Annotated in this window: 25 protein-coding genes; 11 read left to right on the plus strand and 14 right to left on the minus strand. The window is 60.8% G+C overall.

The window, feature by feature from the left end:
* Window positions 1-208 precede the first annotated feature (208 nt).
* A complete protein-coding gene (locus tag QM647_RS05555) occupies window positions 209-2,083 on the plus strand; it encodes a ribonucleoside-diphosphate reductase subunit alpha (RefSeq protein ID WP_414994479.1) in 1,875 nt (624 codons plus the stop codon).
* Between the two features lie 141 nt (window positions 2,084-2,224).
* Here QM647_RS05555 and QM647_RS05560 read toward each other — a convergent pair whose 3' ends face one another.
* The 10 genes from QM647_RS05560 to QM647_RS05605 all read right to left on the minus strand — a co-directional run bounded on the left by QM647_RS05560 (window position 2,225) and on the right by QM647_RS05605 (window position 11,838).
* On the minus strand, window positions 2,225-3,241 hold the full coding sequence (locus QM647_RS05560) for a type II secretion system F family protein (RefSeq protein WP_414994480.1): 1,017 nt from the start codon (window positions 3,239-3,241) through the stop codon (window positions 2,225-2,227).
* 9 nt (window positions 3,242-3,250) lie between these two features.
* Window positions 3,251-4,252, minus strand: coding sequence for a type II secretion system F family protein (locus QM647_RS05565; RefSeq protein ID WP_414994481.1), 1,002 nt, complete (start codon window positions 4,250-4,252; stop codon window positions 3,251-3,253).
* 3 nt (window positions 4,253-4,255) lie between these two features.
* On the minus strand, window positions 4,256-5,755 hold the full coding sequence (locus QM647_RS05570; RefSeq protein ID WP_414994572.1) for a CpaF family protein: 1,500 nt from the start codon (window positions 5,753-5,755) through the stop codon (window positions 4,256-4,258).
* Between the two features lie 152 nt (window positions 5,756-5,907).
* Window positions 5,908-7,428, minus strand: a complete 1,521-nt coding sequence (locus QM647_RS05575) for a pilus assembly protein CpaE (RefSeq protein WP_414994482.1) — start codon at window positions 7,426-7,428, stop codon at window positions 5,908-5,910.
* 46 nt (window positions 7,429-7,474) lie between these two features.
* Window positions 7,475-8,167 carry a CpaD family pilus assembly protein gene (locus QM647_RS05580; RefSeq protein ID WP_414994483.1) on the minus strand — a complete coding sequence of 231 codons (693 nt, stop codon included), beginning with the start codon at window positions 8,165-8,167 and terminating at the stop codon, window positions 7,475-7,477.
* Window positions 8,168-8,177: 10 nt separating this feature from the next.
* The gene (locus QM647_RS05585) at window positions 8,178-9,653 is read right to left on the minus strand and encodes a type II and III secretion system protein family protein (protein ID WP_414994484.1); all 1,476 of its coding nucleotides are present in this window, start codon (window positions 9,651-9,653) and stop codon (window positions 8,178-8,180) included.
* On the minus strand, window positions 9,650-10,603 hold the full coding sequence (gene cpaB / locus QM647_RS05590) for a Flp pilus assembly protein CpaB (RefSeq protein ID WP_414994485.1): 954 nt from the start codon (window positions 10,601-10,603) through the stop codon (window positions 9,650-9,652). Before cpaB ends, QM647_RS05585 begins: the two co-directional genes overlap by 4 nt.
* A gap of 168 nt (window positions 10,604-10,771) precedes the next feature.
* Window positions 10,772-11,281, minus strand: a complete 510-nt coding sequence (locus QM647_RS05595; RefSeq protein ID WP_414994486.1) for an A24 family peptidase — start codon at window positions 11,279-11,281, stop codon at window positions 10,772-10,774.
* A gap of 93 nt (window positions 11,282-11,374) precedes the next feature.
* Window positions 11,375-11,557, minus strand: coding sequence for a Flp family type IVb pilin (locus QM647_RS05600; RefSeq protein ID WP_414994487.1), 183 nt, complete (start codon window positions 11,555-11,557; stop codon window positions 11,375-11,377).
* A 119-nt stretch (window positions 11,558-11,676) separates the two neighbouring features.
* The gene (locus QM647_RS05605) at window positions 11,677-11,838 is read right to left on the minus strand and encodes a Flp family type IVb pilin (protein WP_414994488.1); all 162 of its coding nucleotides are present in this window, start codon (window positions 11,836-11,838) and stop codon (window positions 11,677-11,679) included.
* Window positions 11,839-12,219: 381 nt separating this feature from the next.
* Between QM647_RS05605 and QM647_RS05610 the strand changes: the two genes are divergently transcribed.
* The 3 genes from QM647_RS05610 to QM647_RS05620 all read left to right on the plus strand — a co-directional run bounded on the left by QM647_RS05610 (window position 12,220) and on the right by QM647_RS05620 (window position 13,878).
* Window positions 12,220-12,681 carry a pilus assembly protein N-terminal domain-containing protein gene (locus QM647_RS05610; protein ID WP_414994489.1) on the plus strand — a complete coding sequence of 154 codons (462 nt, stop codon included), beginning with the start codon at window positions 12,220-12,222 and terminating at the stop codon, window positions 12,679-12,681.
* An 88-nt stretch (window positions 12,682-12,769) separates the two neighbouring features.
* Window positions 12,770-13,303: a TadE/TadG family type IV pilus assembly protein gene (locus tag QM647_RS05615; RefSeq protein WP_414994490.1), complete on the plus strand. Its 534-nt coding sequence runs from the start codon at window positions 12,770-12,772 to the stop codon at window positions 13,301-13,303.
* The gene (locus tag QM647_RS05620) at window positions 13,300-13,878 is read left to right on the plus strand and encodes a TadE/TadG family type IV pilus assembly protein (RefSeq protein ID WP_414994491.1); all 579 of its coding nucleotides are present in this window, start codon (window positions 13,300-13,302) and stop codon (window positions 13,876-13,878) included. Before QM647_RS05615 ends, QM647_RS05620 begins: the two co-directional genes overlap by 4 nt.
* Here the strand turns inward: QM647_RS05620 and QM647_RS05625 are convergent.
* The 3 genes from QM647_RS05625 to bioB form a co-directional block, all read right to left on the minus strand.
* A complete protein-coding gene (locus tag QM647_RS05625; protein ID WP_414994492.1) occupies window positions 13,875-15,260 on the minus strand; it encodes an anthranilate synthase component I family protein in 1,386 nt (461 codons plus the stop codon). The two genes, QM647_RS05620 and QM647_RS05625, sit on opposite strands and share 4 nt — an antisense overlap.
* A 187-nt stretch (window positions 15,261-15,447) precedes the next feature.
* On the minus strand, window positions 15,448-16,959 hold the full coding sequence (locus QM647_RS05630) for an AMP nucleosidase (RefSeq protein ID WP_414994493.1): 1,512 nt from the start codon (window positions 16,957-16,959) through the stop codon (window positions 15,448-15,450).
* Between the two features lie 47 nt (window positions 16,960-17,006).
* Window positions 17,007-17,984 carry a biotin synthase BioB gene (bioB, locus tag QM647_RS05635; RefSeq protein WP_414994573.1) on the minus strand — a complete coding sequence of 326 codons (978 nt, stop codon included), beginning with the start codon at window positions 17,982-17,984 and terminating at the stop codon, window positions 17,007-17,009.
* Between the two features lie 107 nt (window positions 17,985-18,091).
* On the opposite strand from bioB, the gene QM647_RS05640 reads away from it, so the two are divergent.
* Together QM647_RS05640 and ahcY are read left to right on the plus strand one after the other, a co-directional pair.
* On the plus strand, window positions 18,092-18,943 hold the full coding sequence (locus QM647_RS05640) for a retropepsin-like aspartic protease (protein ID WP_414994494.1): 852 nt from the start codon (window positions 18,092-18,094) through the stop codon (window positions 18,941-18,943).
* Between the two features lie 80 nt (window positions 18,944-19,023).
* Window positions 19,024-20,415, plus strand: a complete 1,392-nt coding sequence (ahcY, locus tag QM647_RS05645; RefSeq protein ID WP_414994495.1) for an adenosylhomocysteinase — start codon at window positions 19,024-19,026, stop codon at window positions 20,413-20,415.
* A 125-nt stretch (window positions 20,416-20,540) separates the two neighbouring features.
* Here ahcY and QM647_RS05650 read toward each other — a convergent pair whose 3' ends face one another.
* Window positions 20,541-20,957, minus strand: a complete 417-nt coding sequence (locus QM647_RS05650) for a group III truncated hemoglobin (protein WP_414994496.1) — start codon at window positions 20,955-20,957, stop codon at window positions 20,541-20,543.
* 107 nt (window positions 20,958-21,064) lie between these two features.
* Here QM647_RS05650 and QM647_RS05655 point away from each other — a divergent pair, with 107 nt between their 5' ends.
* The 5 genes from QM647_RS05655 to QM647_RS05675 all read left to right on the plus strand — a co-directional run bounded on the left by QM647_RS05655 (window position 21,065) and on the right by QM647_RS05675 (window position 25,394).
* Complete coding sequence (locus QM647_RS05655; protein WP_414994497.1) at window positions 21,065-21,412, plus strand: GFA family protein; 348 nt, start codon at window positions 21,065-21,067, stop codon at window positions 21,410-21,412.
* A 148-nt stretch (window positions 21,413-21,560) separates the two neighbouring features.
* Window positions 21,561-22,943 (plus strand): siroheme synthase CysG, encoded by a 1,383-nt coding sequence (cysG, locus tag QM647_RS05660; RefSeq protein ID WP_414994498.1) that lies wholly within the window; start codon window positions 21,561-21,563, stop codon window positions 22,941-22,943.
* Window positions 22,940-23,248 (plus strand): DUF2849 domain-containing protein, encoded by a 309-nt coding sequence (locus QM647_RS05665; protein ID WP_414994499.1) that lies wholly within the window; start codon window positions 22,940-22,942, stop codon window positions 23,246-23,248. The genes cysG and QM647_RS05665 overlap by 4 nt, the downstream gene beginning before the upstream one ends.
* Window positions 23,249-23,251: 3 nt before the next feature.
* Complete coding sequence (locus QM647_RS05670; protein WP_414994500.1) at window positions 23,252-24,895, plus strand: nitrite/sulfite reductase; 1,644 nt, start codon at window positions 23,252-23,254, stop codon at window positions 24,893-24,895.
* Entirely contained in the window at window positions 24,882-25,394 is a 513-nt protein-coding gene (locus QM647_RS05675; RefSeq protein WP_414994501.1) for a DUF934 domain-containing protein, read from the plus strand. The genes QM647_RS05670 and QM647_RS05675 overlap by 14 nt, the downstream gene beginning before the upstream one ends.
* The last annotated feature ends 5 nt before the right edge of the window (window positions 25,395-25,399 follow it).

Here is a 25,399-nt window from a genome sequence, read left to right on the forward strand (position 1 = left end):
ACCTTTGAGCGGTATGGAAAAAGCGAAAATTTAAGAGGTTATTAACGAAAAAGTTCGCCAAAACATCGACTTGATCCTTGACGAAAATCCCGCTCTATGGCCCCTTATATAGACGGGCGGGGTGGCGCAGACACTAGATATAGTTGTTAACGCCTCCCATATGGGTAGCTCCGGGTCCGGAGCATTTCGATTCAAGGGTAGAGTGACGATGTCAGCGAATGAAGCCGTAAAGCGTGAAGTGTCTGCAGTGGCCGGCCGGGCCCAGATGGCCGTGCGCCCGAAAGAGCGCACCGAATTCAAGCTCGTCAGCAAGGTCGTGACCGATCCGTCGCGCGATGCCCTGCTGACCGATTTCGGCAAGACCACGCTCGACGACCGTTACCTGATGCCGGGCGAAACCTATCAGGACATGTTCGCCCGTGTGGCCACCACCTATGCCGACGATGCCGAGCACGCCCAGCGCATCTACGACTACATCTCGCGCCTGTGGTTCATGCCTGCCACGCCCGTCCTCTCGAACGGCGGCGCCAAGCGCGGCCTGCCGATCTCCTGCTTCCTCAATGCCGTGCCCGACAATCTCGAAGGCATCGTTTCGGTATGGAACGAAAACGTCGCCTTGGCCTCGAACGGCGGCGGCATCGGCACCTACTGGGGCGGCGTCCGCTCGATCGGTGAAAAGGTCAAGGGCGCCGGACAAACGTCGGGCATCATCCCCTTTATCCGCGTCATGGATTCGCTGACCCTGGCCATTTCGCAGGGCAGCCTGCGTCGCGGTTCGGCCGCCGTCTATATCGACATCTTCCACCCGGAAATCGAAGAGTTCCTCGAGATCCGCAAGCCGTCGGGCGACTTCAACCGCAAATCGCTCAACCTGCACCACGGTATCGGCATCACCGACGAATTCATGGAAGCTGTCCGTGACGGCGCCCAGTTCGGCTTGCGTTCGCCGAAGAACGACGAGATCGTCCGCTTCGTCGATGCGCGTTCGCTGTGGCAGAAGATCCTGGAAATCCGCCTGCAGACCGGCGAGCCCTACATCATCTATTCCGACACGGTGAACCGTTCCATGCCGGCGCACCAGCGCGAACTCGGCCTGAAGGTCAAGCAATCGAACCTGTGCTCGGAAATCATGCTGCACACCGGCATCGACCACAAGGGCCGCGACCGCACCGCCGTCTGCTGCCTGTCATCGGTCAATGCCGAGACCTTCCTGGAATGGCGCGATCAGCCGGGCTTCGTCGAAGACATCATGCGCTTCCTCGATAACGTGCTGGAAGACTTCATCCAGTGCGCCCCATCCTCGATGGATAATGCGGTCTATTCCGCCATGCGCGAACGCTCGGTCGGCCTCGGCCTGATGGGCTTCCACTCCTTCCTGCAGAGCCAGGGTGTGGCTTTCGAATCGGCCATGGCCAAGTCGTGGAACATGCGCCTGTTCAAGCACCTGCGCCGCGAAGCCGACAAGGCTTCGGTGAAGCTGGCGGAAGAACGTGGCGCCTGCATGGATGCCGAGGAGCGCGGTGTAATGGAGCGTTTCTCGCACAAGCTGGCTATCGCCCCGACCGCTTCGATCTCGATCATCTGCGGCGGCACCTCGGCGGGCATTGAGCCGATTCCGGCCAACATCTATACCCACAAAACCCTGTCAGGTTCCTTCGCCGTCAAAAACCCGTACCTGGTGAAGCTGCTGGCTGAGAAGGGCATCGATACGACCGAAGTGTGGAACTCGATCGTCGAGCACGAAGGTTCGGTTTCGCATCTCGACGCCTTGTCGCAGGATGAAAAAGACGTCTTCAAGACCGCCTTCGAAATCGACCAGCGCTGGGTGGTCGAACTGGCCGCTGACCGCACGCCGGAAATCTGTCAGTCGCAGTCGCTGAACATCTTCCTGCCGGGCGATGTCGACAAGTGGGACCTGCACATGCTGCACTGGACTGCATGGGAACAGGGCGTCAAGTCGCTCTACTATCTCCGCTCGAAGTCGGTGCAGCGCGCCTCGCACGCCGGCAGCGATATCAAGGAAGCCGTCGAAAAGATGGATACGCCGAAGACAGACTACGAGGAATGCCTCGCCTGTCAGTAGAACATTAAGGCGCAAGGGTCATGAATCATTCTCTGGCCCTGCATCCTTAATCTGTCAGAGTGAGATAACCTGAAAGGCCCTCGATCAGAGGGCCTTTTTGCTGCATGAACGAATGAGGTGTGAGGTCATTGACCCCGCGTCTTACTTCTTGTCTACCGGGCGTTCATTGATGACTGGCGCAGCATGATCCTTTTTCTGCATGTCGGTGATGCGCAGTATGACCGGCCCCAGAATAACCAGGAAGAGCACCGGCAGGAAGAAGACGATCATCGGCACGGTCAATTGCGCCGGCAGGGCGGCGGCCTTCTTTTCGGCGGCCGAGAGGCGCAGTTCACGATTTTCCTTGGCCATGACGCGCAGGGCGGTGCCGAGCGGGGTGCCGTACTTTTCTGCCTGGATCATGGCGGTACAGACGGCCTTGATGCCAGGATGGTTTGTGCGCTTGGCCAGGCCCTCATAGGCCATGCGCCGTTCGGGCAGGTAGGAGAGTTCGGCGACCAGGAGCGACAGTTCTTCCGCCAGCTCGATGGAAGAAGGCCCAAGTTCTGCGGCCACCTTCTGCAGGGCGGTTTCGATCGACATACCGGCCTCGACCGAGATCAGCAGCAGGTCGAGCGAATCCGGAAAGGCCTGCATGATGGATGTGCGGCGCTTGGCAGCCAGGTTCTGGATATAGATATTGGGTGCATAGAAGCCGATAACGAAAGCGGCGACCGTGATCAGCATCTTTATCTGGAAACTGTAGTGACCAATATCGACCACGAACATTTCGAAGGCAGCGATGGCACCCAGTGCAAAAGGCATGGCGAAACGGAAGAAGTAGAAGGTCGAGATAGGTTTCGGGCCGCGAAAGCCGGCCATAGCCAGGCTATCGACCACTTTGGGATCTTCCAGCAGGGTCTTGAGGTTCAGTTTCTCGACTAGGGCACGGTAGGGGCTGGTGTCGGTATGGCGCAGGGTGGCGCCTTCCTTGACCGTCTGGCGCGACAGGCGACGCAGTTCCTCGCGGCGGGTGGCCACCGACTTCATGCGTTTGTCGAGCTGCTGGCCGCTGGTAAAGCTCTGGCCGAGCGTGAGAAGGCTGAAAAAAGCCAGGACGGCGACGAAGATGAAGACCAGGTTGCCCGGGTTCATGATGAAGGCGGCGAAATCGGTCATGGCGCCCCCCTAGAACTTGAAGTTGATCATCTTGCGCATCATCATGATGCCCATGAACATCCATACCGCGCCGCCCAGAAACATCAGCTGTCCGCGCGGGTCCGTAAACATCGGTGCGATATAGGCCGGACGTACGATCGAGATCATGGTGCCGACACCGGGCGGCAGCACGCCGATGATCGAAGCGGAGGCAATGGCTTCAGACGACAGCGCTTTGATCTTTTCGCGCATCATCTTGCGGGCGCGCAGCACGCTTGACAGGTTACCCAGGGCTTCGGACAGATTGCCGCCGGTCTTGGATTGGATGGAGATGACGATGGCGAAGAAGCGCAGCTCCGGCGCCGGCATGTTTTCGCCCATCTTCTCCAGAGCGTTGTCAAGCGACATGCCGACCCCGACATTTTCGACCAGGCGCTGGAATTCAGGCCCCAACGGCGCCGAACATTCCCTGGCCGCGAGCTTCAGCCCATCATGCACGGGCAGGCCTGACTTGATGCCACGGGTGATGATATCCATGGCATTGGGAAATTCCTCGGTGAACTTCTTGATGCGTCGCCCCGCCATCATGCTGAGCACCCAGCGTGGCAGGCCATAGGCGGCCACAAAGGCCGCACCGGCCGCAATAGCCAGGCGGGCGAGGAAGGGCATGTTTCCCAGGGCCAGCAAAGGGATAAAGAAGACAACCGCACCCAGTATACCGCTGAACATCCAGAATTTCGGCACATCCGGCGTGATGCCGGCGTGCAGCATGCGGGCGCGCAGGGTCAGGCGTGCCTTGCGTTCACGCTTGTCGGCTTCCTTGAGCTGTTCGGTGATTTGCTTGCGCCGTTCTTCCGGCGTCTTGGCCTGGGTCTTCTGGCGCTGGCGCGAACGTGTATTGGTGCCCATGCCGATGGTCTGGGTACGCTTGGTCAGCGCCGCGGAGCCGCCACCGCCGCCACCGGTGAAGGCGAAGCCGAGACTGGCGATGATCACGAAGCCCAGAAAGGCGATCAGCAGGGTCATAAGCATGGGTTACTCACTTGCGTCCAGGGCTTCGGCGAGCTCACGCTCAAGGCCGTAATATTTGGCGCGGTCCCAGAAACGCGGGCGGCCGATGCCGGTCGAACGGTGACGTCCGATGATCTTGCCCTGCTTGTCTTCACCCTCGATTTCATAGATGAACAGGTCCTGGGTAACGATAACATCGCCTTCCAGGCCCAACACCTCGGTGACATGGGTGATGCGGCGCGAGCCGTCGCGCAGGCGGGCGGCCTGGATGATCAGGTCGATGGAACCGACAATCATTTCGCGGATGGTGCGCGAGGGCAGGCCGTAGCCGCCCATGGTGATCATGGATTCGAGACGGGAGACGGCTTCGCGCGGCGAGTTGGCGTGAAGCGTGCCCATCGAACCGTCGTGGCCGGTGTTCATGGCCTGGAGAAGGTCGAATGCCTCCGGGCCGCGGACTTCGCCGACGATGATACGTTCAGGGCGCATCCGCAGACAGTTCTTGACCAGGTCGCGCATGGTGACCGTGCCCTGGCCTTCGAGATTGGGCGGGCGCGTTTCCAGGCGCACCACGTGCGGCTGCTGCAGTTGCAGTTCGGCGGCATCTTCGCAGGTCACGACGCGTTCGGTCGGATCGATGAAGGCCGTCATGGTGTTGAGCAGGGTGGTCTTGCCGGAACCGGTACCGCCAGAAATCAGCACGTTACAGCGCGAGGCGCCGATAACGCCAAGCACGCGCGCCCCTTCCGGGCTGATGGAGCCGAACTCCACCAGGTTGCGCATGGTCAGCTTGTCCTTCTTGAACTTCCGGATGGTCAGGGTCGGGCCATCGAGCGCCAGCGGCGGGGCGATAACGTTGACGCGGGAGCCATCGGGCAGACGGGCGTCGCAGATCGGCGAGCTTTCGTCGACGCGGCGGCCGACCTGGCTGACGATGCGCTGGCAGATGTTCATCAGCTGCTGGTTGTCGCGGAAGCGCACATTGGTCAGCTGGACCTTGCCGCCGACTTCGATAAAGACGCGTGCGGCGCCATTGACCATGATATCGGCGATGTCGTCGCGCGCCAGCAAAGGCTCCAATGGCCCATAGCCCAGAACGTCGTTGATGATGTCCTGGACGAGGTTGTCCTGCTCGGCCACCGACATGGAGACGTTCTTGATTGCCACCAGTTCGGCGACGATGTCGCGGATTTCTTCTGACGCCGCCTTGTGATCGAGCGAGGCCAGGGCGCTGAGATCGATCGTATTGAGCAGGGCGTTGAAGATCGCCATCTTGGTGGCGTGATAATAGTCCGATTGCTCGCGGACGATCTCGGTGACCGCCTGCGCCTGGTTCATCTGTTCCAGGCCCTTGGCGAGCTTGGCCTGAGCCGTCCCCTTGTCACTGCCGCCTACGCACTTTTCCTGCGACAGTTCCGGCAGAGCGTTGCGGCTGCCTCCTGCGGCAGGTCCCTTGCCTTCAAGGGTCTGCGGGCGCGTGGAGATGTCCGATCCGGCGGCGGCGGGCGGCGGTGCGGCGCCCATCTTGCTCAGAGCCTGATTGCGAATCTCCGAAGGGCTGGTCTGGGCGCGCTGACCCGAACCTGTCTCCGCGTCAGAGGTGACTCTTTGCGCGGCGGACGGGGCCGGATTTTTCGACAACTCGGTGGGGCGCTTGCCAAACACGGTTCAGGATCTCACTTCTTGAAAAGGCCGGCGAACAGCGAGGATGATTTCTTGGCCTTCGGTTCCGGCTGGCGGCCGGTGATGCGGGCCGTCAGCTGCCCCAGGGCATCGGCGACCTTGCCGGTCGGCGCCACCTCGGCCAGCATTTGGCCATTGTTGGAGGCCTGGCCGAACAGCTTGGCGTCGAAGGGAATCAGGCAGCAGGGCTCGATGCCGAGCGCGGCGGTGAAGTCCTTGACCGGGATTTCCGGGCGGCCCGGCATTTCGGTCTGGTTCAGCACCAGCTTGGGCGCAGCATCGTTCGGGCGCGAATGGCGCAGCAGGTCGATGATATTCTTGGCGTTGCGTAAGGAGGCCAGGTCCGGCGTGGCGATGATCACCACCTCGTCGGCGGCGATCAGATTCGCTTTCAGCCACGGCGTCCAGACGTGCGGCAGGTCCATGACGATATAGGGAGCGGCGGCGCGCACCTTGCGCGTCACTTCCTCATAGGCTTCTTCGTCGGCGGTATAGTCCTGGTCGAGTACGGCCGGAGCAGAAAACAGCGACAGGCGTTCGGTACACTTGGCCAGCATGCGATCGAGCAGCACCGAGTCCAGACGCTCGGGTTCGTTCAGCGCTTCGGCAATACCTTGCAGTGGGTCCTGGTTGAAATCGAGGCCGGCTGTGCCGAACGGCAGATCGTAATCGACGATAACAGTGTTAGACAGCATGCCTTCGCTGAGATTATAGGCGAAGTTGTGAGCTATCGATGAGGAGCCCGCGCCGCCGCGTGCACCGACGAAGGCGATGGTGCGGCCAACGAAAGGGGTCTCCGGATCGTTGTAAAGCGTGGCGACTGCCTTGATCAGTTGCAGCGGCTGGACCGGCGCCACCATGTATTCGCTGACGCCCTGGCGCATCAGCTCGCGGTACAGTGAGATGTCGTTGTGCGCGCCGATGACAACGACCTTGGTATTCGAATCGCAGACCTCGGCCAGCTGGTCGAGCTGATCAAGCAGGTCACGGCCACGCGAATCGCTTTCAACGATAATCAGCGATGGTGTAGGTTCGTGACGATAGGTTTCGATGGCCTCCATCATGCCGCCGCGGCGGACCAGGCACTGGGCGCGGCTCATGCGGCGGTCGAGCGCCGCCGTATCGCAGGCAGCAACGGAGGCTTCGCTGTCCGGGAAGAAATGGATGGCGATACGTGGAATCGAAATCGCACCGATATCGTCCTGGCCATGCCCGCTGTGGAAACCGGCAGGCTCGCGCAGGCTCAGGGGCGCGGGCGCGGCAGGCGCTGCCGATGCGGCGGAAAGCGCCTGGCGTTGCAGATCGGCCGGTTCGTCTTCAAACTCATCGGCGAATGGATCGCGCATCGTGGCGGACGACGAAAAGCTGTCGGCGGTAAAGCCATCGTCTGTTCGGGTCGTGGAGCCTGAAAACGCGGGTTGCGTCGTTTCGGGTGCGGACCCGTAATCGACGAATTCATCATCCAGGTCGTCCAGGCTGTCGAATGGATCGCTATGTTTGGCGGGATTTGCCATGATTTGCCTTGCTTGCCAGAATATACTCGCCCGATGAACCGGGCATTTACTTGATCGCGTCTGAAATCTTGCCGTTGGCTTCGTCATCCTTCGCCGAAGACGTGACTTCACCCTTGCGGTATTTCTCCAGAACCGCCGAACGTCGACCCATATCGATCGAAGTCGCCGTTCTGGGCGTCTGCAGATCGCGCGGGTCCGCGATCTGGGCCGCCAGGTTGGAGGACACGGCGCAGCCGTAGTTCTGGTACGGTGCATTGTTGCGGGTCGCCGCCAGGTTTTCCCATGCCTGGCCGCAGGCATAGGTGCGGGCACGATAGGTGACGATGTTCAGCGTCACGATATCGCCCGGCTGGCTGGGTTCGCTCCCCTGGGACAGGCTGGTGGCCGAAACATCGTGAGCGACAAGATAATCGCCCACCTCCTGACCGGCGGCGATAGCGGCCGGGTCGGGACTGGTGATGATCTCGATATCAACCGGTTCGCCGCCCTTCCAGCTGGCCCCTGCAGCCATCTGGTCGAGCGCGGTGCGCTGGTTGGTCGAGAGGCCGTTCGGATTGATGCGCAGGTTGACCGTCTTCGTCAGGGTTTGGGCCTGAAGCGGATATTGTTCCGTGGGGGTTGGCACGTTGAAAGCCACGCCGTCCGTCTTGCCGGAATCGGTGGCGCAACCACCAAGGCCCGTGGTCACGCACAGTCCGGCGATCGCCAGGGATTTGATTGCAAAGGATTTGGATATCATCTGCGCTATCCTATTCGATCACGTAGCCGACCGGAGCGCCATAGGCTTGCGGCGGAGGGGGAGGAGCATCGCCACTGGCGGTGCTGGCGGCGGGTTTGACGATCTTGTTGAGCGTGCCCATGAAGGTCGCGTTCAGGTCCGAAGCGGCCTGAAGGCCATCGGCCGGGGTTTGCAGGGCGCCCGGATGGGTCGGGTCGACAATATAGGGCGTGACCAGCACGACCATCTCGGTTTCGTCGTTCAGGAAGTCGCGCGAACGGAACAGCGAGCCGATGATGGGAAGAGACGTCAGGCCCGGCATCGAGCCGATGGATTCCTTTACCTTCGATTGCAGCAGGCCGGCGATCATCAGGGACGAACCGGATTGCATCTCAACACTGGTCTCGGCGCGGCGGACGCTGAGGGCGGAAACGGTAACGCCACCGGAAACGGTATAGGCCCCGGTGTTCGTGAGTTCGGAAACTTCGGTTGAAATCTTGAGCGCGATACGCCCGCCGGATAGCACGACCGGTGTGAAACCGAGACCGACGCCGTAAGGCTTGAATTCGATGGTCACCCGGCCCTGGTCGTCTTCACCCGTCGGGACGGGGTATTCACCGCCCGCCAGGAACTTGGCGGATTCGCCGGAGACTGCAGTCAAATTCGGCTCGGCCAGGGTGCGGGCCAGACCGACCTGCTCGAAGGCTTCCAGGCAGGCATCGGTGCTTGGGTTGCTGGTCTGGCTGTAGCATAGACCCTGGCTACCCTGGTAACCGCCATTGACGCTGAAGGAGTTGTCGCGACCGAAAGACAGGGAGTTTGTGCCGTTATTGTAGGTGATGGAGGTCGACAGGCCGAGCTGCTTCAGCGAGCTGCGGTTGACCTCGACGATGCGCACCTTGAGTGACACCTGATCCTTGCCGGCAATGGTCATCAGGTTGAGTACGTTTTCCGGTTTGTCGGCATAGCTGGCGGCCAGGCGGCTGATCTGATCGGATTCGCCGGCGTCATGCGCCATGCCCGACAGGATGATGTGGCCGTTGAGGCTCTGAACCTCGACATGGGTGCCTGGGAACAGACGCTCTACAGCATCGGCCAGGCCATCGGTCGAAGTATCGACGCGGATCGACAGGTTTAGAATCTGACGACCCATGCCGTCGAAGAATATGGCGTCCGACTGACCGGAGGCAACGCCCAGCACAAAAATGCGCCGGGGCGTACGAAGTACGGCATCTGCGACGGCGGGGTTGGAAACAAAAACGTCACTGGCGTCTACCGGCAGGTCGATGACGGCCGAACGACCCTTGGGGAGATTCAGAACCTGGGTCTTGACCGGCGCCTGGGTCTGCACCTGAAGGCCGCCACTGGCGCCAACGGAATAGCCTGCTGGACCGGCCCAGGAGGGAGCGGCCCAGAACAGGCTGGCAGCGGCGAGGAGGCCCAAACCGCCTGGAACAAGACCGCCCAGAAGGGGGTTTTTCAGTGAGCTGTGAGGAGGTCTGCTCATCGGGATACCATTACCTCTGTGGTCTGGTCGGGGCGGAAAATACGTACGGACTTATCACCGGCGCCGGTGGGGGCGGCGGCCACGGCGCCGGAAGGGCCCGAGGCATCGGCATAGGAGCGCAGCATGAGGGACAGGGTGCCTGAGGCCTTGGCCAGGGTCACGACCTGACCATCAGCCGGAGACACTTCCAGGGTGGCGGTGGCGCCGATCACGCTCTGCTTGCCTTCTTCGACACTGACCTGCTGGTCAATGGCGAGCACGCGGATATTGCGCAATACCGGCTGGACTGAATCGATCGTGCCGCTGCCATTTGTGCGCGGTGTCTGGTGCGTGACAAGGATATCGACGCGGTCGCCGGGCAGGATGAAACCGCCGGCGGTATTATCGACGCTGACCGGCACGGCCAGGGCGCGCATGCCGGGACTGAGCATGACGGCCATGTAGCCACCTTCGTCGGAACGGACGACCTTGGAATCGATGATCGGCTCATTGGCGAGGATGGCTTCGCGTGTCACGCCACCGATGTAGGCTTCCTTGGTTGGCGAGGGGGCCACCTTGTCAGCCACCGCCTGGATCAGCTCGCTGCCGGGCTTCTTGACGGCGACCGTGCCACCCTTCGCAGCGGCATCCTCGCTGCCGGCGGGTGTTGCACCGGCAGGCTGAGCGGCGGGCTGGGCCGCAGCCGGCTGGCCGCCATCGACGATATAGGCCTTATTCAGGGTATTGACCGGCCAGTCCTGCCAGGTGAGATCGGAATCGGTGATACGGGTGCCGGGGGCCAGGTCGCGCGTCGCCACGAGCACGCGCGCGGTCGGCTGGGCCGGCGGCGCCTGCACTGAGGCCTCGGCCTTGTGCGCACCATTTCCAGCCATCATGCCGCGGACCAGGAAGGCCAGGATCAGTGCCGCGATGGCCGCAAGACCGATAACAGCATAACGTGACGTTTTCATCTACCGGGTTCCCCTGGGCTTCTGGCGGGCAGGCCTGGACCAGAACAGTGAATCATTTTGATGCGGAATCTTCGCTTAAGGTTAGTTAACGTTCGCCTAAAGAAACCGCATCGGTCTGAATATTCGTTAAATTTTGAAGATTTAGCCTTGAGTCGATCAGGCGTTCGCTCAATGAGGCACCAGAAAGCCGAGGAAGTCGCTGCGCCAGATGGCGGCGATCCCGCCGGCACAAATGGCGATGCCGTAGGGAATGCCGGTTGTCGGTTCCAGGTGCTGGCCGAGCCAGGGCGGCAGTTTCGGGGCATAGAGGGAGAAAAAGCGGCGCAGGCCCAGGAGAGCCAGGGTTAACAGACCGCCGAAGATCGCCGTATAGACAATCAGGGCTATGAAGCCCTCAAAACCCAACCAAAGAGACGCCGCGGCGATCAGCTTGGCGTCGCCGCCGCCCATGAAGCGCAAGGCGAAGAGGGTCATGCCGAGCACAAGCCCGGCCAGGCCGAGGCCGAGATGAATGCCCCAGCCCTGAAGGCCAAGATGCATCAGCAGAGCGACCGGCATGAAAACGACCGCCAGACCAATGGTCAGGCGGTTGGGAATGGTCATGGTGGTGAGATCGGAAACCGCCGCCCAGATCAGGGCCAGGGGATAAAGACAGGCAAGCAGGAAGGCGATCGACACGGAAGACAGAACCCTGGCAGTGAATAACGAGGGCAGGCTATCAGGGGCGGGTTAAGGATATGCTATTCCTCAAGCACCGTTTTATCCGGTCTGTTAGTTTGTTGCTTTGGTGACCGCGCTGCCGATGGTGTTATAGAGTGCCGCCGCGGAATCGGTGAAATAGTGAATAGATGTGACGATGGCCAGAAAGATCAGGCCGGCAATCATGGCGTATTCAATGGCGGTAGCGCCGCTTTCATCCTGAAGAAAGCGCGGGAATAACTGTGCTTTACTCATTCCAGGCCTCATGTACGGATCGCCAAAAAGGACAGGCCGCAGACAATGGCTCGTCTGCGGCCTGCGCCAGGTCAATTGGTAAGAATTGGAATTCTTATCTTTTAAGCCGTTTTAGTGGCTTACACCTTGGCGGCGATGCTGCCGAAGGTGGTGTTGAGGTTGGTGCCGAGCGTGCCCAGAACGGTGATCAGGGCAACAGCGATCAGGGCGGCAATCAGGCCATACTCGATGGCGGTGGCGCCGGATTCGTCCTTGGCAAAGCGATTGAAGAACTTGGTCATGTGATTTTCTCCTGGTTAGATTTTACAAGCAAGTGAACCATTTTCGTATCGGGTACCGAATTAACGGCTCATTTGCTCCCGAACACGAGATCAATTTATCCGCCCATGATTAAATACAAGTAAACGATCAAATAAAAATAAAAATAATCTATAGTTAATCTATAATTACTATTAAAACGTATTAAGGTTAATCGAAATTAATATTACTGACCATTGTATTAAATCGTGTTTTTTCGCGTTAATATTGTGTTTAGTAAATTTAAATAATTCTTATTTAGGCTGTTTCCTAACTGGGGCCTTACTTCCGGCCTGTACATAATCACTGACGGGGCCACTATTGTCCCCGGTTCGCCTTATCTATACGCAAGGATAATCCGCACCATGTCCCTGAAACCCTCCGGTGTCCTGTTTGCCGCTCTTTGCGCCCTGTCCCTGGCTGTGACGGCCGGCGCCGCTTCCGCAGGCCAGAGGCTGGTGGTTGAAAAGAACCATTCCACGCGGATATCGCTGAGGGGCGCCGCCGGTTCGGTGATCGTCGCCAACCCGGAAATTGCCGACGTGAATGTCATCGATTCCCGCACCGTATATATAGTCGGCAAGGGCTATGGTAATTCGAGCGTGATTATCACCGACCAGATGGGGCGTCCGCTGTTCGATGGTGAGATCGTTGTCACGGCGGCGCAGAAGGGGGCGATCACAGTCTACAAGGGCCTGACCCCCTCCACCATGATCTGCTCCAATATCTGTACCTCGTCAGACGGCTCCGGTAGTGGCAGCAATACGACCACGGCGTCCTCGCCTGTTGCCCTGGGCGCGCCCGCGGCGGCTGGCACGACCCCATAATATGACGCCTTTGGGCGGGCCCTTAACAGACTATTGACCCAAGTTCTGTAGTCTGGCCGCTTGTGAACAACGGGGGTGCTGGACCGCCATGCGGACGAGGCTTGCTGACATTCGGTTTCTGAAAGACGTGCGCGGTGCATCGGCGGTGGAATTCGCCCTTGTCGCAGGTCCGCTGCTCTTCCTGATCTGTGCTTGCATCGAGCTGGCGCTGGTATTTCTGTTGTCCGTCACGCTGGATAACGCCACGGAGCAGGCAGCGCGCGGCATTCGCACGGGACTTACGACCTCGGCCAATACCAGCAAAGAGGCGTTCCGGCAGTCGGTGTGCGACAATATGGGCTGGCTTTCCGGCAGCTGTACATCGAATCTCAATCTTGACGTCCAGACCTATGACAGCTTCGCCCTGGCTGCCACGCCTGTTGATCCTCTGGCCAGCAAACAGGTTGTGGCCAGCAACTTCGCTTATAATGTCGGTGCCGGCTCGAAGATCCAGATGGTGCGTGCCTATTACGAATGGCCGTTGTTTACGCCCATGTTGCAAGGCGCATTCAACAAGCTGAGCAATAACGATATCGTCATTACGGCCAAGGTCGTCTTCAGGAATGAGCCATTCTCATCATGATATCCCTGCGCCGTCTGAATCACCTCGTTACCCTGAAAGCCTTCAGCAAACGTTTTGCTCGGGACGGTCGCGGCGTCTCGGCCATCGAATTCGCTCTGATCGCACCGGCCCTGATATTGCTTTACCTGGGCATGTCGGAACTGACCCTGGGCATGATGGCGTCGCGCCGCGTCTCTCACCTGGCCGCCACCATCGGCGACTTGGCGGCACAATCCGATAGCCTCACGACGAGCAATATCTCGGACCTGTGGCAGATCGGGACCAGCATAATGGACCCGTTCGCGACCGGTACGGCGCTCAAGATGCGAGTCAGCTCGGTAACCATGGACAGCACCGGTAAAAAGGCTCTGGTCGACTGGAGCCAGGCTTCGAACGATACGGCCTATACGAAGCAGTATCAGCTCACCGCCATCACCACGACACAGATCGCCGCAGGCGAAAGCCTGATCGTGACGGAAGTGACCTATAATTACGATTCGCCTCTGGGTAATTTCTTCAAATCCGGCACCCAGTTTACCGCGACCTATTATCACCATCCGCGCAATGGCTCGGTGGTGACCTGCTCGGACTGCTAACCTTCCATAACCGAACGGATCAGCGACAGCTTGGTTTCTGTTTCGATGCGTTCGGCAACCGGATCGCTGTCAGCCACGATACCGCCGCCAGCGGCTGTGCGAAAATGCCAGCTGCTCTCGCTTTTTTCCAGAGCCAGGCTACGGATCAGCACGTTTGAATCCATTGCGCCACCGGCATCGATAAAGAAAAGCGATCCGCAATAGGGGCCGCGCGCCGCTTCCATTTCATGGATGACCTTCATGGCTTGTACCTTGGGGGCGCCGGAAATCGAGCCGGGCGGGAAGGTGGCGAGCAGCACATCTGCAGCCGTTTTGCCGGATTGCAGCAGGGCCGTCACAGTCGAGACGAGATGGTGGACATTGGGATAGGATTCCAGTGCATTCAGTGCCGTCACCCGAACGCTGCCGACTTCGGCCACCTTGGAGAGGTCGTGGCGCATCAGGTCGACGATCATCAGGTTTTCGGCGCGATCCTTTTCGCTGGCTGAGAGCTCGGCGGCCAGGGCAGCATCTTCCGAAGGCATCCGGCCGCGCGGACGCGTGCCCTTGATTGGCCGGGTCTCCAGCTGGCCGGCGGGATCGAGCGAGATGAAGCGCTCGGGGCTGTTCGACAGCAGGCAGCGGTCTGCCAGCCTCAGAAAACCGCCGAATGGGGCCGCGCCTCGGCCATGTAACGCCGCCATGACCATGCCCGGTGTGGCGCCAGATTTGAGGCGGCCACTCCAGCCGCGCGCCAGATTGGCCTGGAATAGGTCGCCGGCATGAATCTGCTTTACCAGGGTCGCCACCTTGTCCTCATGCACCTCGTCGGGCGTTTCGACATAGAGCGGCCCATCGCTGAAGCCATTGTCGGGCGATGGTGACGCAGGTGTGGCATTGTAGAGGGCAAGCAAGGCATCCCGCGCTTCTTCGGCTTCTGCCTGAGTGGCGCCGCGCCCGATGACGGTCAGTGTTTCTTCCCGGTGATCGAAGGCGAGCACCGCCGGATAGCATAGCACGACCAGTTCCGGCCACGGCTGACGGCCTTCGATGCGGAAGGGCCGGCGCTTCATCGCTTCCAGGCGCTGGCCCAGTTCGAAGGCGGCCATGCCGACCAGCCCGCCGGAAAAGGGTGGCAGATCACCGCGATGGTGATCGGGCGTGATGGCCACAGTCACTTCACGCAGAAACTCAGCCGTTTCGCGCGGATCGTCATAGGCTAGGTCAGATTTTGCTGTAGGGCATGCGAGCAGATAACTGTACCGGCCTTGTGCGCCGCCATCAGACAGGAAACCGGCGGCAAAGGCGTGTTCCAGCCAGCCTTGCAGGCGTGTGCCGACCGCCTCGTAAGGGCATTTTTTGTGCGCAGCAAAAGCGAGGGAGGCGGCCGAAAACGGCAACATTCACAGCAACTTGATTCGATAGTGAGAGTCAAAAGGCCCATTATGTTATCAGGATTTAACCGATGGCGACAAGCCCGCGTTGACAACGCCCGCCCGCAACCGGTTCTATCCTATGGATGGAGGTCCATTGATCTGACTGGAGCGGTTTGCCTGACAGCAACCCGCTCCTTTTGTTTTACCTGCCAGATTACCGGAACGGCGGTTCGTCGAAGGCCCTGAGCTTGCGCGAATGCAGCTTGCCGCCGAAGTCACGCAATATGCCGACCGTCTCGATGCCGATCTGGATGTGTTCGGCGATGGCGCGCTCATAGAAATGATTGGCCTGGCCCGGTAGCTTCAGTTCACCATGCAGTGGCTTGTCGGACACGCAGAGCAGCGTACCGTAGGGCACACGGAAGCGATAGCCCTGCGCCGCCAGGGTGGCCGATTCCATGTCGATGGCGATGGCGCGCGACTGCGAGAAGCGGCGGGCGGACAGCGAATATTTCAGTTCCCAGTTACGATCATCGGTGGTGACCACCGTGCCGGTGCGCAGGCGCTTCTTGAGGTCTTCGCCATCCTGACCGGTGACGCGCACCGCCGCCTGATGGAAGGCCTGCTGCACTTCGGCGATTGGCGGGATGGGAATCTCGATCGGCAGGACGTCGTCCATCACATGGTCGTCGCGAAGGTATGCGTGCGCCAGCACATAGTCACCGATACTCTGGGAGGCGCGCAGGCCCCCGCAATGGCCGATCATCAGCCAGGCGTGCGGGCGCATCACGGCCAGATGGTCGGTGATGTTCTTGGCATTGGAGGGACCGACGCCGATATTGACCAGCGAAATGCCCTGCCGGCCGGGCGCCATCAGGTGATAGGCCGGCATCTGGTGTTTGCGCCACGGCGAAGCGGCGATCAGGGCTTCCGGATCGGGCGTATCCTTCGTGATGGTGAAGTTGCCGCAGCAGGAGAGCGCCGTGTAGGGACTGTCGGGCTTTTTCAGCTGCTCCAGCGCGTAGGCGACGAAGACATCGACATAGCGGTTATAGTTGGTCAGCAGGATATAGCCCTGGGTGTGCTCGGCCGGGGTGCCGGTGTAATGGCGCAGGCGGGCAATGGAAAAATCGCTGCGCAAGCCGTCGAACAGTACCAGCGGATGGTGGCCCTCGGCATCGATGAAGGCGATCCCGTCGGCGACCTCATTGCCGATCAGAGCCAGTTCGGTGGCCGGGAAGTGGCGCGACAGGTCGATGGCCGAGACGCTGTTCAGGTCGAGCCCGGCGCCATCGAGCACGTAGGGATAGGGGATTTCCTGATCGGAGAGCGAAACCGTGCATTCGGCGCTGTAGTCGCGGATCAGCAGGTCGAGTTGTTCCTCGATATAGTCGCCGAAGATATCGGGGCGGGTGATCGAGGAAGAATAGGTGCCGGGGCGCGAAAAGCGGGCATAGGCGCGGTTGACTTCCGGGTGGCGATTGGCCTGAATCAGGGCCTCATCCTCGCCATCGGTAATGCCTTTCCAAACGATGGCCAGCTTGGGATAGCAATAGCGGCCGGCATCGCGCAGGGGGCGCGAAGGCTTCTGGCGCGTGGCGAGATAGGCTTGCAGGTCGGTCTGGAGCGCGGCCACGGCGGCGTCATAGATCTGACGCAGCTGGCTGACAATTTCGGCGGCAGAAGTTTGGGGAGGGGTCTTGGTCGTTTTCTTTTCTGTTTTCATACCGTTAGGATAGCACGCCAAATGCCAAATTTCTATGACGCCCGTTTCTAGGACATTTGAGTCATTGGCCGCAGGCCCAGTTCGCGCAGCAGATGGGCGTCAGTGCCGGGCTGCGGATTGGGCGTGGTCAGGAGGGTGTCGCCGATAAAGATCGAGTTGGCGCCGGCCATGAAGCACAGTGCCTGCAATTCCTCGCTCATCTCGTTGCGACCGGCGGAGAGGCGCACCATGGACTTCGGACAGACAATGCGCGCCACAGCAATGGTGCGGACAAATTCGATGCCGGAAATGCCGCCATCCGCGCCGACCTTGTCGCCCAGCGGCGTACCTGAAATAGCGACCAGGTTGTTGATCGGGATGGAATCCGGATGATGCGGCAGGGTGGCCAGCTGGTGCAGGAACGACACCCGGTCCGCGCGCGCCTCGCCCATCCCCATGATGCCGCCGCAGCAAGTCTTCATGCCGACATCGGAAACGGCCTGAAGCGTATCCAGCCGTTCCTGATAGGTGCGGGTGGTGACCACCTGATCATAATATTCCGGCGAGGTATCGAGATTGTGGTTGTAATAGTCGAGCCCGGCGTCTTTCAGAGCTTTCGCCTGATCCGGCGTGATCATGCCGAGCGTGGCGCAGGTTTCCAGTCCCATGGCCTTGACCCCGCCGATCATGGCGGCGAGTGCCGGCACATCGCGGTCCTTCAGGTCGCGCCACGCCGCGCCCATGCAGAAACGCTGCGCGCCGCCGTCTTTCGCGGCCCGCGCTTCGGACAGCACCTTTTCGACGGCCATCAGCTTGCCTGCCTTCAGGCCGGTGTCGAAGTGGGCTGATTGCGAACAGTAGCCGCAGTTTTCGGCGCAGCCGCCTGTTTTCACGGAAAGCAACTGCGACAGCTGCACTTCCGAAGGATCGAAGTGCTGGCGATGCACCGTGGCCGCCTGGAAAACCAGTTCCATGAAGGGCAGGTCGAACAGGGCGGCGATCTCTGTCTTCGACCAGTCGTGCCTGGACACATCAGGATGGGGCATAAAAGCGGGTGCGTTCATCATCAAATCCTTAGCTTTGTGCCTTGATTAGTCCAATTGCGCCATTTGGACACCCAAATTCTGCTCATATCGGTTGATAATCTGGTGGCATGACCCTCGATCGCCGCCAGATTCTGACCGCTCTTGCCACCCTTGGTTTTGCCGCCACTTCAGCTCGCGCGGAGCAGATGGGGTTTGATCTGCGCCTGACCAATGAAGGCCTGATGATGCCGGTAATGGTTCGCGGGCGGCCTTTGCAGGGCATTCTCGACTGCGGAGCCAGCGCCACCCTGATGGATGCGCAGGTCGCCGAAAGTCTGGGCCTCGATGCCCTGGAGACACGCAGCGGGCAGGCGGTCTATGGCCGGATCACTGCCGGGGAAAGCGCGCCCGTCTCGATCCGGGCCGGTGACGCGGCTTACGTTGCCCCCGTCATGATCCTGCCGATGAAACAGGTGGGACTGACCGCCGATATGCTGATCGGCCGTGATATCCTCAATGACTGGCCGCTCGATCTCGATGGTCCGGCCCGCCGCGCCAGCTTCCGCCGCCAGCAGCCGGCCGGCGGCATGAGGCCCGTCCCCTTGTCACGCAGCCCCAAGGGCGCCCTGGTAATCGATATGGAGCTGGAAGGCCACCCGGTCCGCGCCAGTCTCGATACCGGTGCCAATACGGCTCTGATCCTGCGGCGCAGCTGGGCCAAACGAAACGGCTTGCTGCATGGGCGTTCGCAATCCACCGCCTTGGGCGGCGATGTCAACGGATTGCGCCGTCTCACCCTTAGTCCCGTGCGCGATATTCGCCTTGGCGGCATTGCTTTCAACGATCTCTCCGCCGAAATCTCCGACAATGTACTGGAGCACGATGTGACCGTGGGACTCGAAGTCCTGCGCCGGTTGCATAGCTATTGGGATGTGTCTGCCGGAAAGCTGTGGCTGATGCCGCCCTCCAGGGGCATATAAAGATATCTTTATATGTTTATTGCCAATCCGGCCGTGGATCGGTATAAGCCGTTTCATATCGCTGGAAACGGAATTCTGACATGGCTGACTACATTGTAAAAGACCTCTCGCTCGCTGCCTTTGGCCGCAAGGAAATCGAAATCGCCGAGGGCGAAATGCCGGGCCTGATGGCCACGCGCGAAGAGTTCGGCAAGGACAAGCCGCTGAAGGGGGCTCGCATCGCCGGCTCGCTGCACATGACGATCCAGACCGCCGTTCTGATCGAGACCCTGCAGGCCCTGGGCGCCGAGGTGCGCTGGGCGTCATGTAACATCTTCTCGACCCAGGACCACGCCGCCGCCGCCATCGCCGCCGCCGGCACGCCGGTCTTCGCCATCAAGGGCGAGACGCTGGAAGAATACTGGGATTACGCCCACAAGATCTTCGAATGGCACGACGGCGGTTATCCGAACCTGATCCTCGATGACGGTGGCGACGCCACCCTGCTGTGCGTTCTCGGTCCCAAGGCGGAGCAGAATCCGGCCCTGCTCGACAATCCGCAAAACGAGGAAGAAGAAGCGCTCTACAAGGTGATGAAACGTTATCTCGCGGAAAAGCCCGGTTTTTATTCGGCTATCCGTGACGCCATCAAGGGCGTTTCCGAGGAAACCACCACGGGCGTGCATCGTCTCTACGCCATGGCGCAGAAGGGCGACCTGCCGTTCCCGGCCATCAACGTCAACGACTCGGTCACCAAGTCGAAGTTCGACAACCTGTACGGTTGCCGTGAATCGCTGGTCGACGCCATCCGCCGCGCCACGGACGTCATGCTGGCCGGCAAGGTCGCGGTTGTTCTGGGTTATGGCGATGTCGGCAAGGGCTCGGCGGCGTCTCTGCGCAATGGCGGCGCGCGCGTGATCGTCACCGAGGTCGATCCGATCTGCGCCCTGCAGGCCGCCATGGAAGGCTACGAGGTCCGCACGGTGGAAGACGTGGCCGCCAGCGCCGATATCTTCGTCACCTGCACCGGCAATAAGGACGTGCTGCGCCTGGAACATATGCGCGAGATGAAGCACAACGCCATTGTCTGCAACATCGGCCACTTCGACTCGGAAATCCAGATCGCCGCTTTGCGCAATTTCAAGTGGGATGAGATCAAGCCGCAGGTCCACCATGTCGAGTTCCCGGACAACAAGAAGATCATCGTGCTTTCCGAAGGCCGCCTGGTGAATCTGGGCAATGCCACGGGCCACCCGTCCTTCGTTATGTCGGCCTCGTTCACCAACCAGACCCTGGCGCAGATCGAACTGTGGACCAATGCTGCCAAGTACAACAAGTCGGTCTATACCCTGCCGAAGCACCTGGATGAGAAGGTGGCCATGCTGCACCTGGCCAAGCTGGGGGCGAAGCTGACCGTTCTGAATCCTGAACAGGCGGACTATATCGGCGTGCCGGTCGATGGTCCGTTCAAGCCGGACCATTACCGTTACTAAACATCTGGGGTTTGGGGCCGTGGCCCCAAGCCTTCTTCTGTTCAATAAAAAAGCCTCCCCTGCTTAGGGTGAGGCTTTTTTATTGAAGCAGGGCAGGTTTGTGGGGTCCCAACGCCCCATTAGTCTCAGGGTTTGAAAAACAGCCCCAGCTTCAGGCTTTCACCAATCCGGCTGGCGCGGACCATGAAATATTCCACGGCCGCTTCGGAAGGGGCGATATCGCGCAGGGTCTGCTCGAACAGATAGAGCCATTCGCCGAAATGCGCCGGCTCGATGGTCGAAACCTTGAGATGCGCCTGCATCGGGCGGCCGGAATAGACCCCGGCATTGAGTGCCACCGACTCCCAGAATTGCTTGAGCTTCGCCAGGTGATCCGGCCAGTCATGGACCGCGCCGTTAAAAACCGGTCCCAGTTGCGGATGCACCCGCACCCGGCTGTAAAATTCATCGACCAGCTTCGAGATAAAGGCTTCGTCGATACCGATGGCGGCGGCCTCGGCGCGGATTTTCTGGCGGGCGGCGATAGCATGTTCTGAACTCATGGCCACACCCTAACACACGCGCACGGTCAGGTCCCTGCGACCGGTTGTCCCCGCATTGTTTTCTTACGCCCGCAAGGCGAAATTCACGCGATTAAAGGAGGCCAATCATGCTGCATCAGGGAAGTTGCCATTGCGGTCAGATCGCTTTCGAGGTCGAGGGCGATTTCACCGAAGGACTGGACTGCAACTGTTCCCTGTGCCGGCGGCGGGGCGGTCTGCTGGCCTTTGTCGGCGCCGCCGATTTCACGCTCAAGACGCCGGAATCCGGTCTTTCGACCTATAATTTCAATCGCCGGGTCCTGCATCACCACTTCTGTTCGACCTGCGGCATCGCGCCGTTTTCGGAGGGCAAAGGGCCGGATGGCCAACCGATGAAGGCCATTAACCTGCGCTGCCTCCCAGACCTCGATCTTGACGGCCTGACGGTCAAGACCTGGGACGGCGCAAGCCATTGATTGCGAACGATTGTCAGTTTAGGGCGCCGTTTAGCCGCCCTAAACCTTCGCACTACAAACCATCGCTTTATTTCGGGCCGGCAAAACCCTACATACAACGCTGTTAAAGGGGATCATGTTGTATGGTCCCTCTTTTGGTGTTTTTGCGATGCTCGCTCTGCCCCTGTCATGGCCGCTCGAAAACCGTCAGGTTGTCCTGATCGGCGCCGGCGCGTGGGCGATCCGCAAGCTCAACCTGCTCAACCGCACGCCCGCGAAAGTGACCGTTTTCGCACCGCTGGCCGATCTGGCGGACGCCCTGCCGCGCTGGCCTGAAGCCGCTGAACTGGTCGAGGCCGCGCTTATCATTGTCGCTTTCGAGGATCGCCAGCTGGCCGAAAGGGGCGCCCAACTGGCCCGCACCTCACGCGCACCGCTCAATGCCGTCGATTTCCCGGACCTCTCCGATTTTCACGTCCCCGCCATCATCGATCGCGGTACTTTAAGCATCGGCGTTGCCACCGGCGGCACTGCCCCTGTGCTGGCACGTGAGGCGCGCCGCAAGATCGAGGCCGCCGTGCCGCCCTCGGAAACAGAGGTCGCCGCCTTCGCCACGCAACTGTCGCCGCGCTTGCGTGAAATCCTTCCGAACACGGATGATCGTCGTCGCGCCTGGGAAAATATCCTCCAATCACCGGCCGCTGAACTGGCGCGCAAGGGTCAGATTGACGAGGCCGTGGCTCTGGCTCTGACCAATATCAATGCCCCGCGCACCGGCGTGGTCCATCTGGTTGGCGCCGGCCCGGGCGATCCGGAACTGCTGACGCTCAAGGCCCTGCGCCTGCTCTCTGAAGCCGATGTCATCGTCTATGACAGGCTGGTCGGTGACGGCATCATGGATCTGGCGCGACGCGATGCCGACCGGTTCTATGTCGGCAAGGAACGCTCCAACCATTCGGTGCCGCAGGATCAGATCCACGAACTGCTGGTCGAACAGGCTCGCTTAGGCCGCCGCGTTGTGCGTCTCAAAGGCGGCGATCCGTTCGTCTTTGGCCGCGGTGGCGAAGAGGTCGAGGCCCTGCGCCAGGCCGGCATCGAAGTCCATATCACGCCGGGCGTCACGGCGGCGCTCGGTTGCGCAGCCTCCGCCGCTGTCCCCCTGACCCATCGCGATCACGCCCAGAGCGTCACCTTCATCACCGGCCACAGCAAGGATGGCGACCATTCCAATCCGCTTATGCTGGACTGGTCGGCGCTTTCCGCCCCGCATCATACCCTGGTCGTCTATATGGGGGTCGCCACGGCACGCGAGATCGCCGACAAGCTGACCCGCCACGGCCGCCTGCCCGATACCCCGGTGCTGGTCATCGAAAACGGGACGCGGGCCAACGAGAAGCGCACGCTGACCCAACTCGGCGCGCTGGCCGACACCATCGCCGCCGCCCCGCCAAAGGGCCCGGCCCTTGTCATCATCGGCGAAGTCGCCGCCCTGTATCAAGACCAGTCGGCCATCGCCGGCGTGGTCGAAGAAGCCATGAGACTCAACGCATGAAACTCTTAACCGCCAACCGCCTGACGGACGGCCTGACCATCTGGTTCGGTCCCAACGGCTGGACCGAGGACGCCGCCCAGGCCGCGCGCCTGACCGACGAGCAGGGCGATGCCGCGCTCGCCGAATGGAAAACACGCGAAACCGAGGTGGTGGCCCCTTACCTCATCCCGCTCAGCGCCGCCGATGCCCCGGTGCAGCGCGAACATGTACGCGAATTTGTCCGCGCCAACGGCCCGACCATCGGCCAGACCGCGGATGACATTGCCCGCCAGCATGGCCGCGGCGATATCTTCCAGGAGTACTAGGTCATGTACGTTTACGATTCCTTCGATCATGCCTTTGTCCGTGACCGGAACACTGAGTTCGCCGATCAGGTGGCCCGCCGCCTTTCCGGCGAGATCACCGAGGACCAGTTCAAGCCGCTGCGCCTGATGAACGGCCTGTACCTGCAACTGCACGCCTATATGCTGCGCGTCGCCGTGCCCTATGGTGTGCTGTCGGCGCGCCAGATGCGCAGGTTCGCCCATATCGCCCGCACCTATGACCGCGATTTCGGCCACTTCACCACGCGCCAGAATATCCAGTTCAACTGGATCAAACTGGCCGAGACACCGAAGATCCTGGAAGAGCTGGCCGAGGTCGAGATGCACGCCCTGCAAACCTCGGGCAACTGCATCCGCAACACCACCACCGACCAGTTCGCCGGCGCCGCGAAGGACGAGCACGACGATCCGCGCCCGTGGGCCGAACTGATCCGCCAGTGGTCGAGCGTCCACCCGGAATTCACCTTCCTGCCGCGCAAGTTCAAGATCGCCATCACCGGCGCCGATCAGGACCGCGCCGCCATCCGCGTCCACGATATCGGCCTGCACCTGAAGAAGGACGGCTTCGATGTCTATGTCGGCGGCGGCATGGGGCGCACGCCGCACCTCGGTCACCGTATCAAGTCGGGCCTGCCGGGCGAACAGCTGCTGAGCTATCTCGAAGCCGCCTTGCGCGTCTATAACCGCTATGGCCGCCGTGACAATATCTACAAGGCGCGCATCAAGATTCTGGTCGCGGCTTTGGGGCCGGACGAATATGCCCGCCAGGTCGAAGAGGAATGGAACACGCTCGACAAGGCCAAGATCGATGCCCCTGTGGCCGAGATCGAACGCATCCGCAGTTTCTTCCCCGATCCGGCCTTTACAGATAAAGCCTTTGATCGTGTGGCTTTCGAGCGCGCCAAGACGGCCGATGCCGCCTTTGCCCGCTGGGTGAAGAACAACACCCACGCCCACAAGCGCGACGACCATGTCTCGGTGACCATTTCGCTCAAGCCGGTCGGCCTGCCGCCGGGCGACGCCTCCTCGGCACAGATGGACGTGATGGCCGATGTGGCCGACGCCTATGGTTACAGTGAACTGCGCGTCAGCCACGAGCAGAATATCATCCTGCCGCATGTCGCCAAGGGCGACCTGTACGAACTCTACAGCCGCCTCGATACCGCCAATCTCTCCACGGCCAATGGCGGCAAGATCAGCGACATGATCGCCTGCCCCGGCCTCGATTACTGCTCGCTGGCCAATGCCCGCTCTATCCCGCTGGCGCAGGATATTTCGCAGCGCTTCGCCGATGCTCAGCTCACGGACGAAATTGGCGATCTGCAGATCAAGATTTCCGGCTGCATCAATGCCTGTGGTCACCACCATGTCGGTCACATCGGCATTCTGGGCGTCGACAAGCAGGGCATCGAGTTCTACCAGATCCTGCTGGGCGGCCGCGCCGACGAGAAGGCCGCGCTTGGCCAGATCACCGGCAAAGGCCTCTCCGCCGAAGCCGTACCGGCCGCCATCGAGCGCGTCGTGCGCCTCTATCTCTCCCTGCGGACCTCTCCGGCCGAGCGTTTCATCGATACGCTTGAGCGCCTCGGCCGCGATACCTTTGCGGAGGCCCTGCATGAGCCAGCCTAACTCTTCCTACGCCCCCCAACTGGTCGATAACAGCGGCGAGGTCATCCCCGATGGCTGGACCCTGCTGGCCGACGACGAAACCACCGGCGCTGATGGCCCCTATATCCTGCCCTTCGAGCGCGCCCTGAACGAGCTGGACGGCCTGAACGGGCACTATGGCGTGCGCATCAATCCGGCCGATGACGTCCGCCTCCTTGAACCCTTCATGACGAAGATTACATTGGTAGAGGTCGCCTTCCCCGGCTTCCGCGACGGACGCGGCTATTCCACGGCCCGCATCCTGCGCGAGAGCGGCTATACGGGCGTCATCCGCGCGGTCGGCGATGTGCTGCGCGATCAGCTCTTCCACATGCTGCGCTGTGGCTTCGACGAATTCCTGGTCAAGGACAAGGACCCCGCCGGCGCCATTGCCGCCGCGAAATCACGCTTCGGCACATTTTATCAAGGGGCGGCGGACGCCAACCGCCCCGCATGGGCTCTCCGGCACGCTGAGGGCTAGGAATA

The sequence above is a fragment of the Asticcacaulis sp. genome, from assembly GCF_047605585.1.
In the GTDB taxonomy this organism is placed as follows: Bacteria; Pseudomonadota; Alphaproteobacteria; order Caulobacterales; family Caulobacteraceae; genus Asticcacaulis.

Excerpts from the sequence above, each read along its gene's own strand:
- ahcY (WP_414994495.1), top strand. The coding sequence starts at position 19,024 with ATGGCTGACTACATTGTAAAAGACCTCTCGCTCGCTGCCTTTGGCCGC.
- QM647_RS05675 (WP_414994501.1), top strand. The coding sequence starts at position 24,882 with ATGAGCCAGCCTAACTCTTCCTACGCCCCCCAACTGGTCGATAACAGC.
- QM647_RS05615 (WP_414994490.1), top strand. The coding sequence starts at position 12,770 with ATGCGGACGAGGCTTGCTGACATTCGGTTTCTGAAAGACGTGCGCGGT.
- QM647_RS05585 (WP_414994484.1), bottom strand. The coding sequence starts at position 9,653 with ATGAGCAGACCTCCTCACAGCTCACTGAAAAACCCCCTTCTGGGCGGT.
- QM647_RS05665 (WP_414994499.1), top strand. The coding sequence starts at position 22,940 with ATGAAACTCTTAACCGCCAACCGCCTGACGGACGGCCTGACCATCTGG.
- QM647_RS05620 (WP_414994491.1), top strand. The coding sequence starts at position 13,300 with ATGATATCCCTGCGCCGTCTGAATCACCTCGTTACCCTGAAAGCCTTC.
- QM647_RS05555 (WP_414994479.1), top strand. The coding sequence starts at position 209 with ATGTCAGCGAATGAAGCCGTAAAGCGTGAAGTGTCTGCAGTGGCCGGC.
- QM647_RS05670 (WP_414994500.1), top strand. The coding sequence starts at position 23,252 with ATGTACGTTTACGATTCCTTCGATCATGCCTTTGTCCGTGACCGGAAC.
- QM647_RS05625 (WP_414994492.1), bottom strand. The coding sequence starts at position 15,260 with ATGTTGCCGTTTTCGGCCGCCTCCCTCGCTTTTGCTGCGCACAAAAAA.
- QM647_RS05640 (WP_414994494.1), top strand. The coding sequence starts at position 18,092 with ATGACCCTCGATCGCCGCCAGATTCTGACCGCTCTTGCCACCCTTGGT.
- QM647_RS05560 (WP_414994480.1), bottom strand. The coding sequence starts at position 3,241 with ATGACCGATTTCGCCGCCTTCATCATGAACCCGGGCAACCTGGTCTTC.
- QM647_RS05565 (WP_414994481.1), bottom strand. The coding sequence starts at position 4,252 with ATGCTTATGACCCTGCTGATCGCCTTTCTGGGCTTCGTGATCATCGCC.
- QM647_RS05570 (WP_414994572.1), bottom strand. The coding sequence starts at position 5,755 with ATGGGCGCCGCACCGCCGCCCGCCGCCGCCGGATCGGACATCTCCACG.
- QM647_RS05630 (WP_414994493.1), bottom strand. The coding sequence starts at position 16,959 with ATGAAAACAGAAAAGAAAACGACCAAGACCCCTCCCCAAACTTCTGCC.
- QM647_RS05575 (WP_414994482.1), bottom strand. The coding sequence starts at position 7,428 with ATGGCAAATCCCGCCAAACATAGCGATCCATTCGACAGCCTGGACGAC.
- QM647_RS05580 (WP_414994483.1), bottom strand. The coding sequence starts at position 8,167 with ATGATATCCAAATCCTTTGCAATCAAATCCCTGGCGATCGCCGGACTG.
- bioB (WP_414994573.1), bottom strand. The coding sequence starts at position 17,984 with ATGCCCCATCCTGATGTGTCCAGGCACGACTGGTCGAAGACAGAGATC.
- cysG (WP_414994498.1), top strand. The coding sequence starts at position 21,561 with ATGCTCGCTCTGCCCCTGTCATGGCCGCTCGAAAACCGTCAGGTTGTC.
- QM647_RS05650 (WP_414994496.1), bottom strand. The coding sequence starts at position 20,957 with ATGAGTTCAGAACATGCTATCGCCGCCCGCCAGAAAATCCGCGCCGAG.
- QM647_RS05610 (WP_414994489.1), top strand. The coding sequence starts at position 12,220 with ATGTCCCTGAAACCCTCCGGTGTCCTGTTTGCCGCTCTTTGCGCCCTG.
- QM647_RS05655 (WP_414994497.1), top strand. The coding sequence starts at position 21,065 with ATGCTGCATCAGGGAAGTTGCCATTGCGGTCAGATCGCTTTCGAGGTC.
- cpaB (WP_414994485.1), bottom strand. The coding sequence starts at position 10,603 with ATGAAAACGTCACGTTATGCTGTTATCGGTCTTGCGGCCATCGCGGCA.
- QM647_RS05605 (WP_414994488.1), bottom strand. The coding sequence starts at position 11,838 with ATGACCAAGTTCTTCAATCGCTTTGCCAAGGACGAATCCGGCGCCACC.
- QM647_RS05600 (WP_414994487.1), bottom strand. The coding sequence starts at position 11,557 with ATGAGTAAAGCACAGTTATTCCCGCGCTTTCTTCAGGATGAAAGCGGC.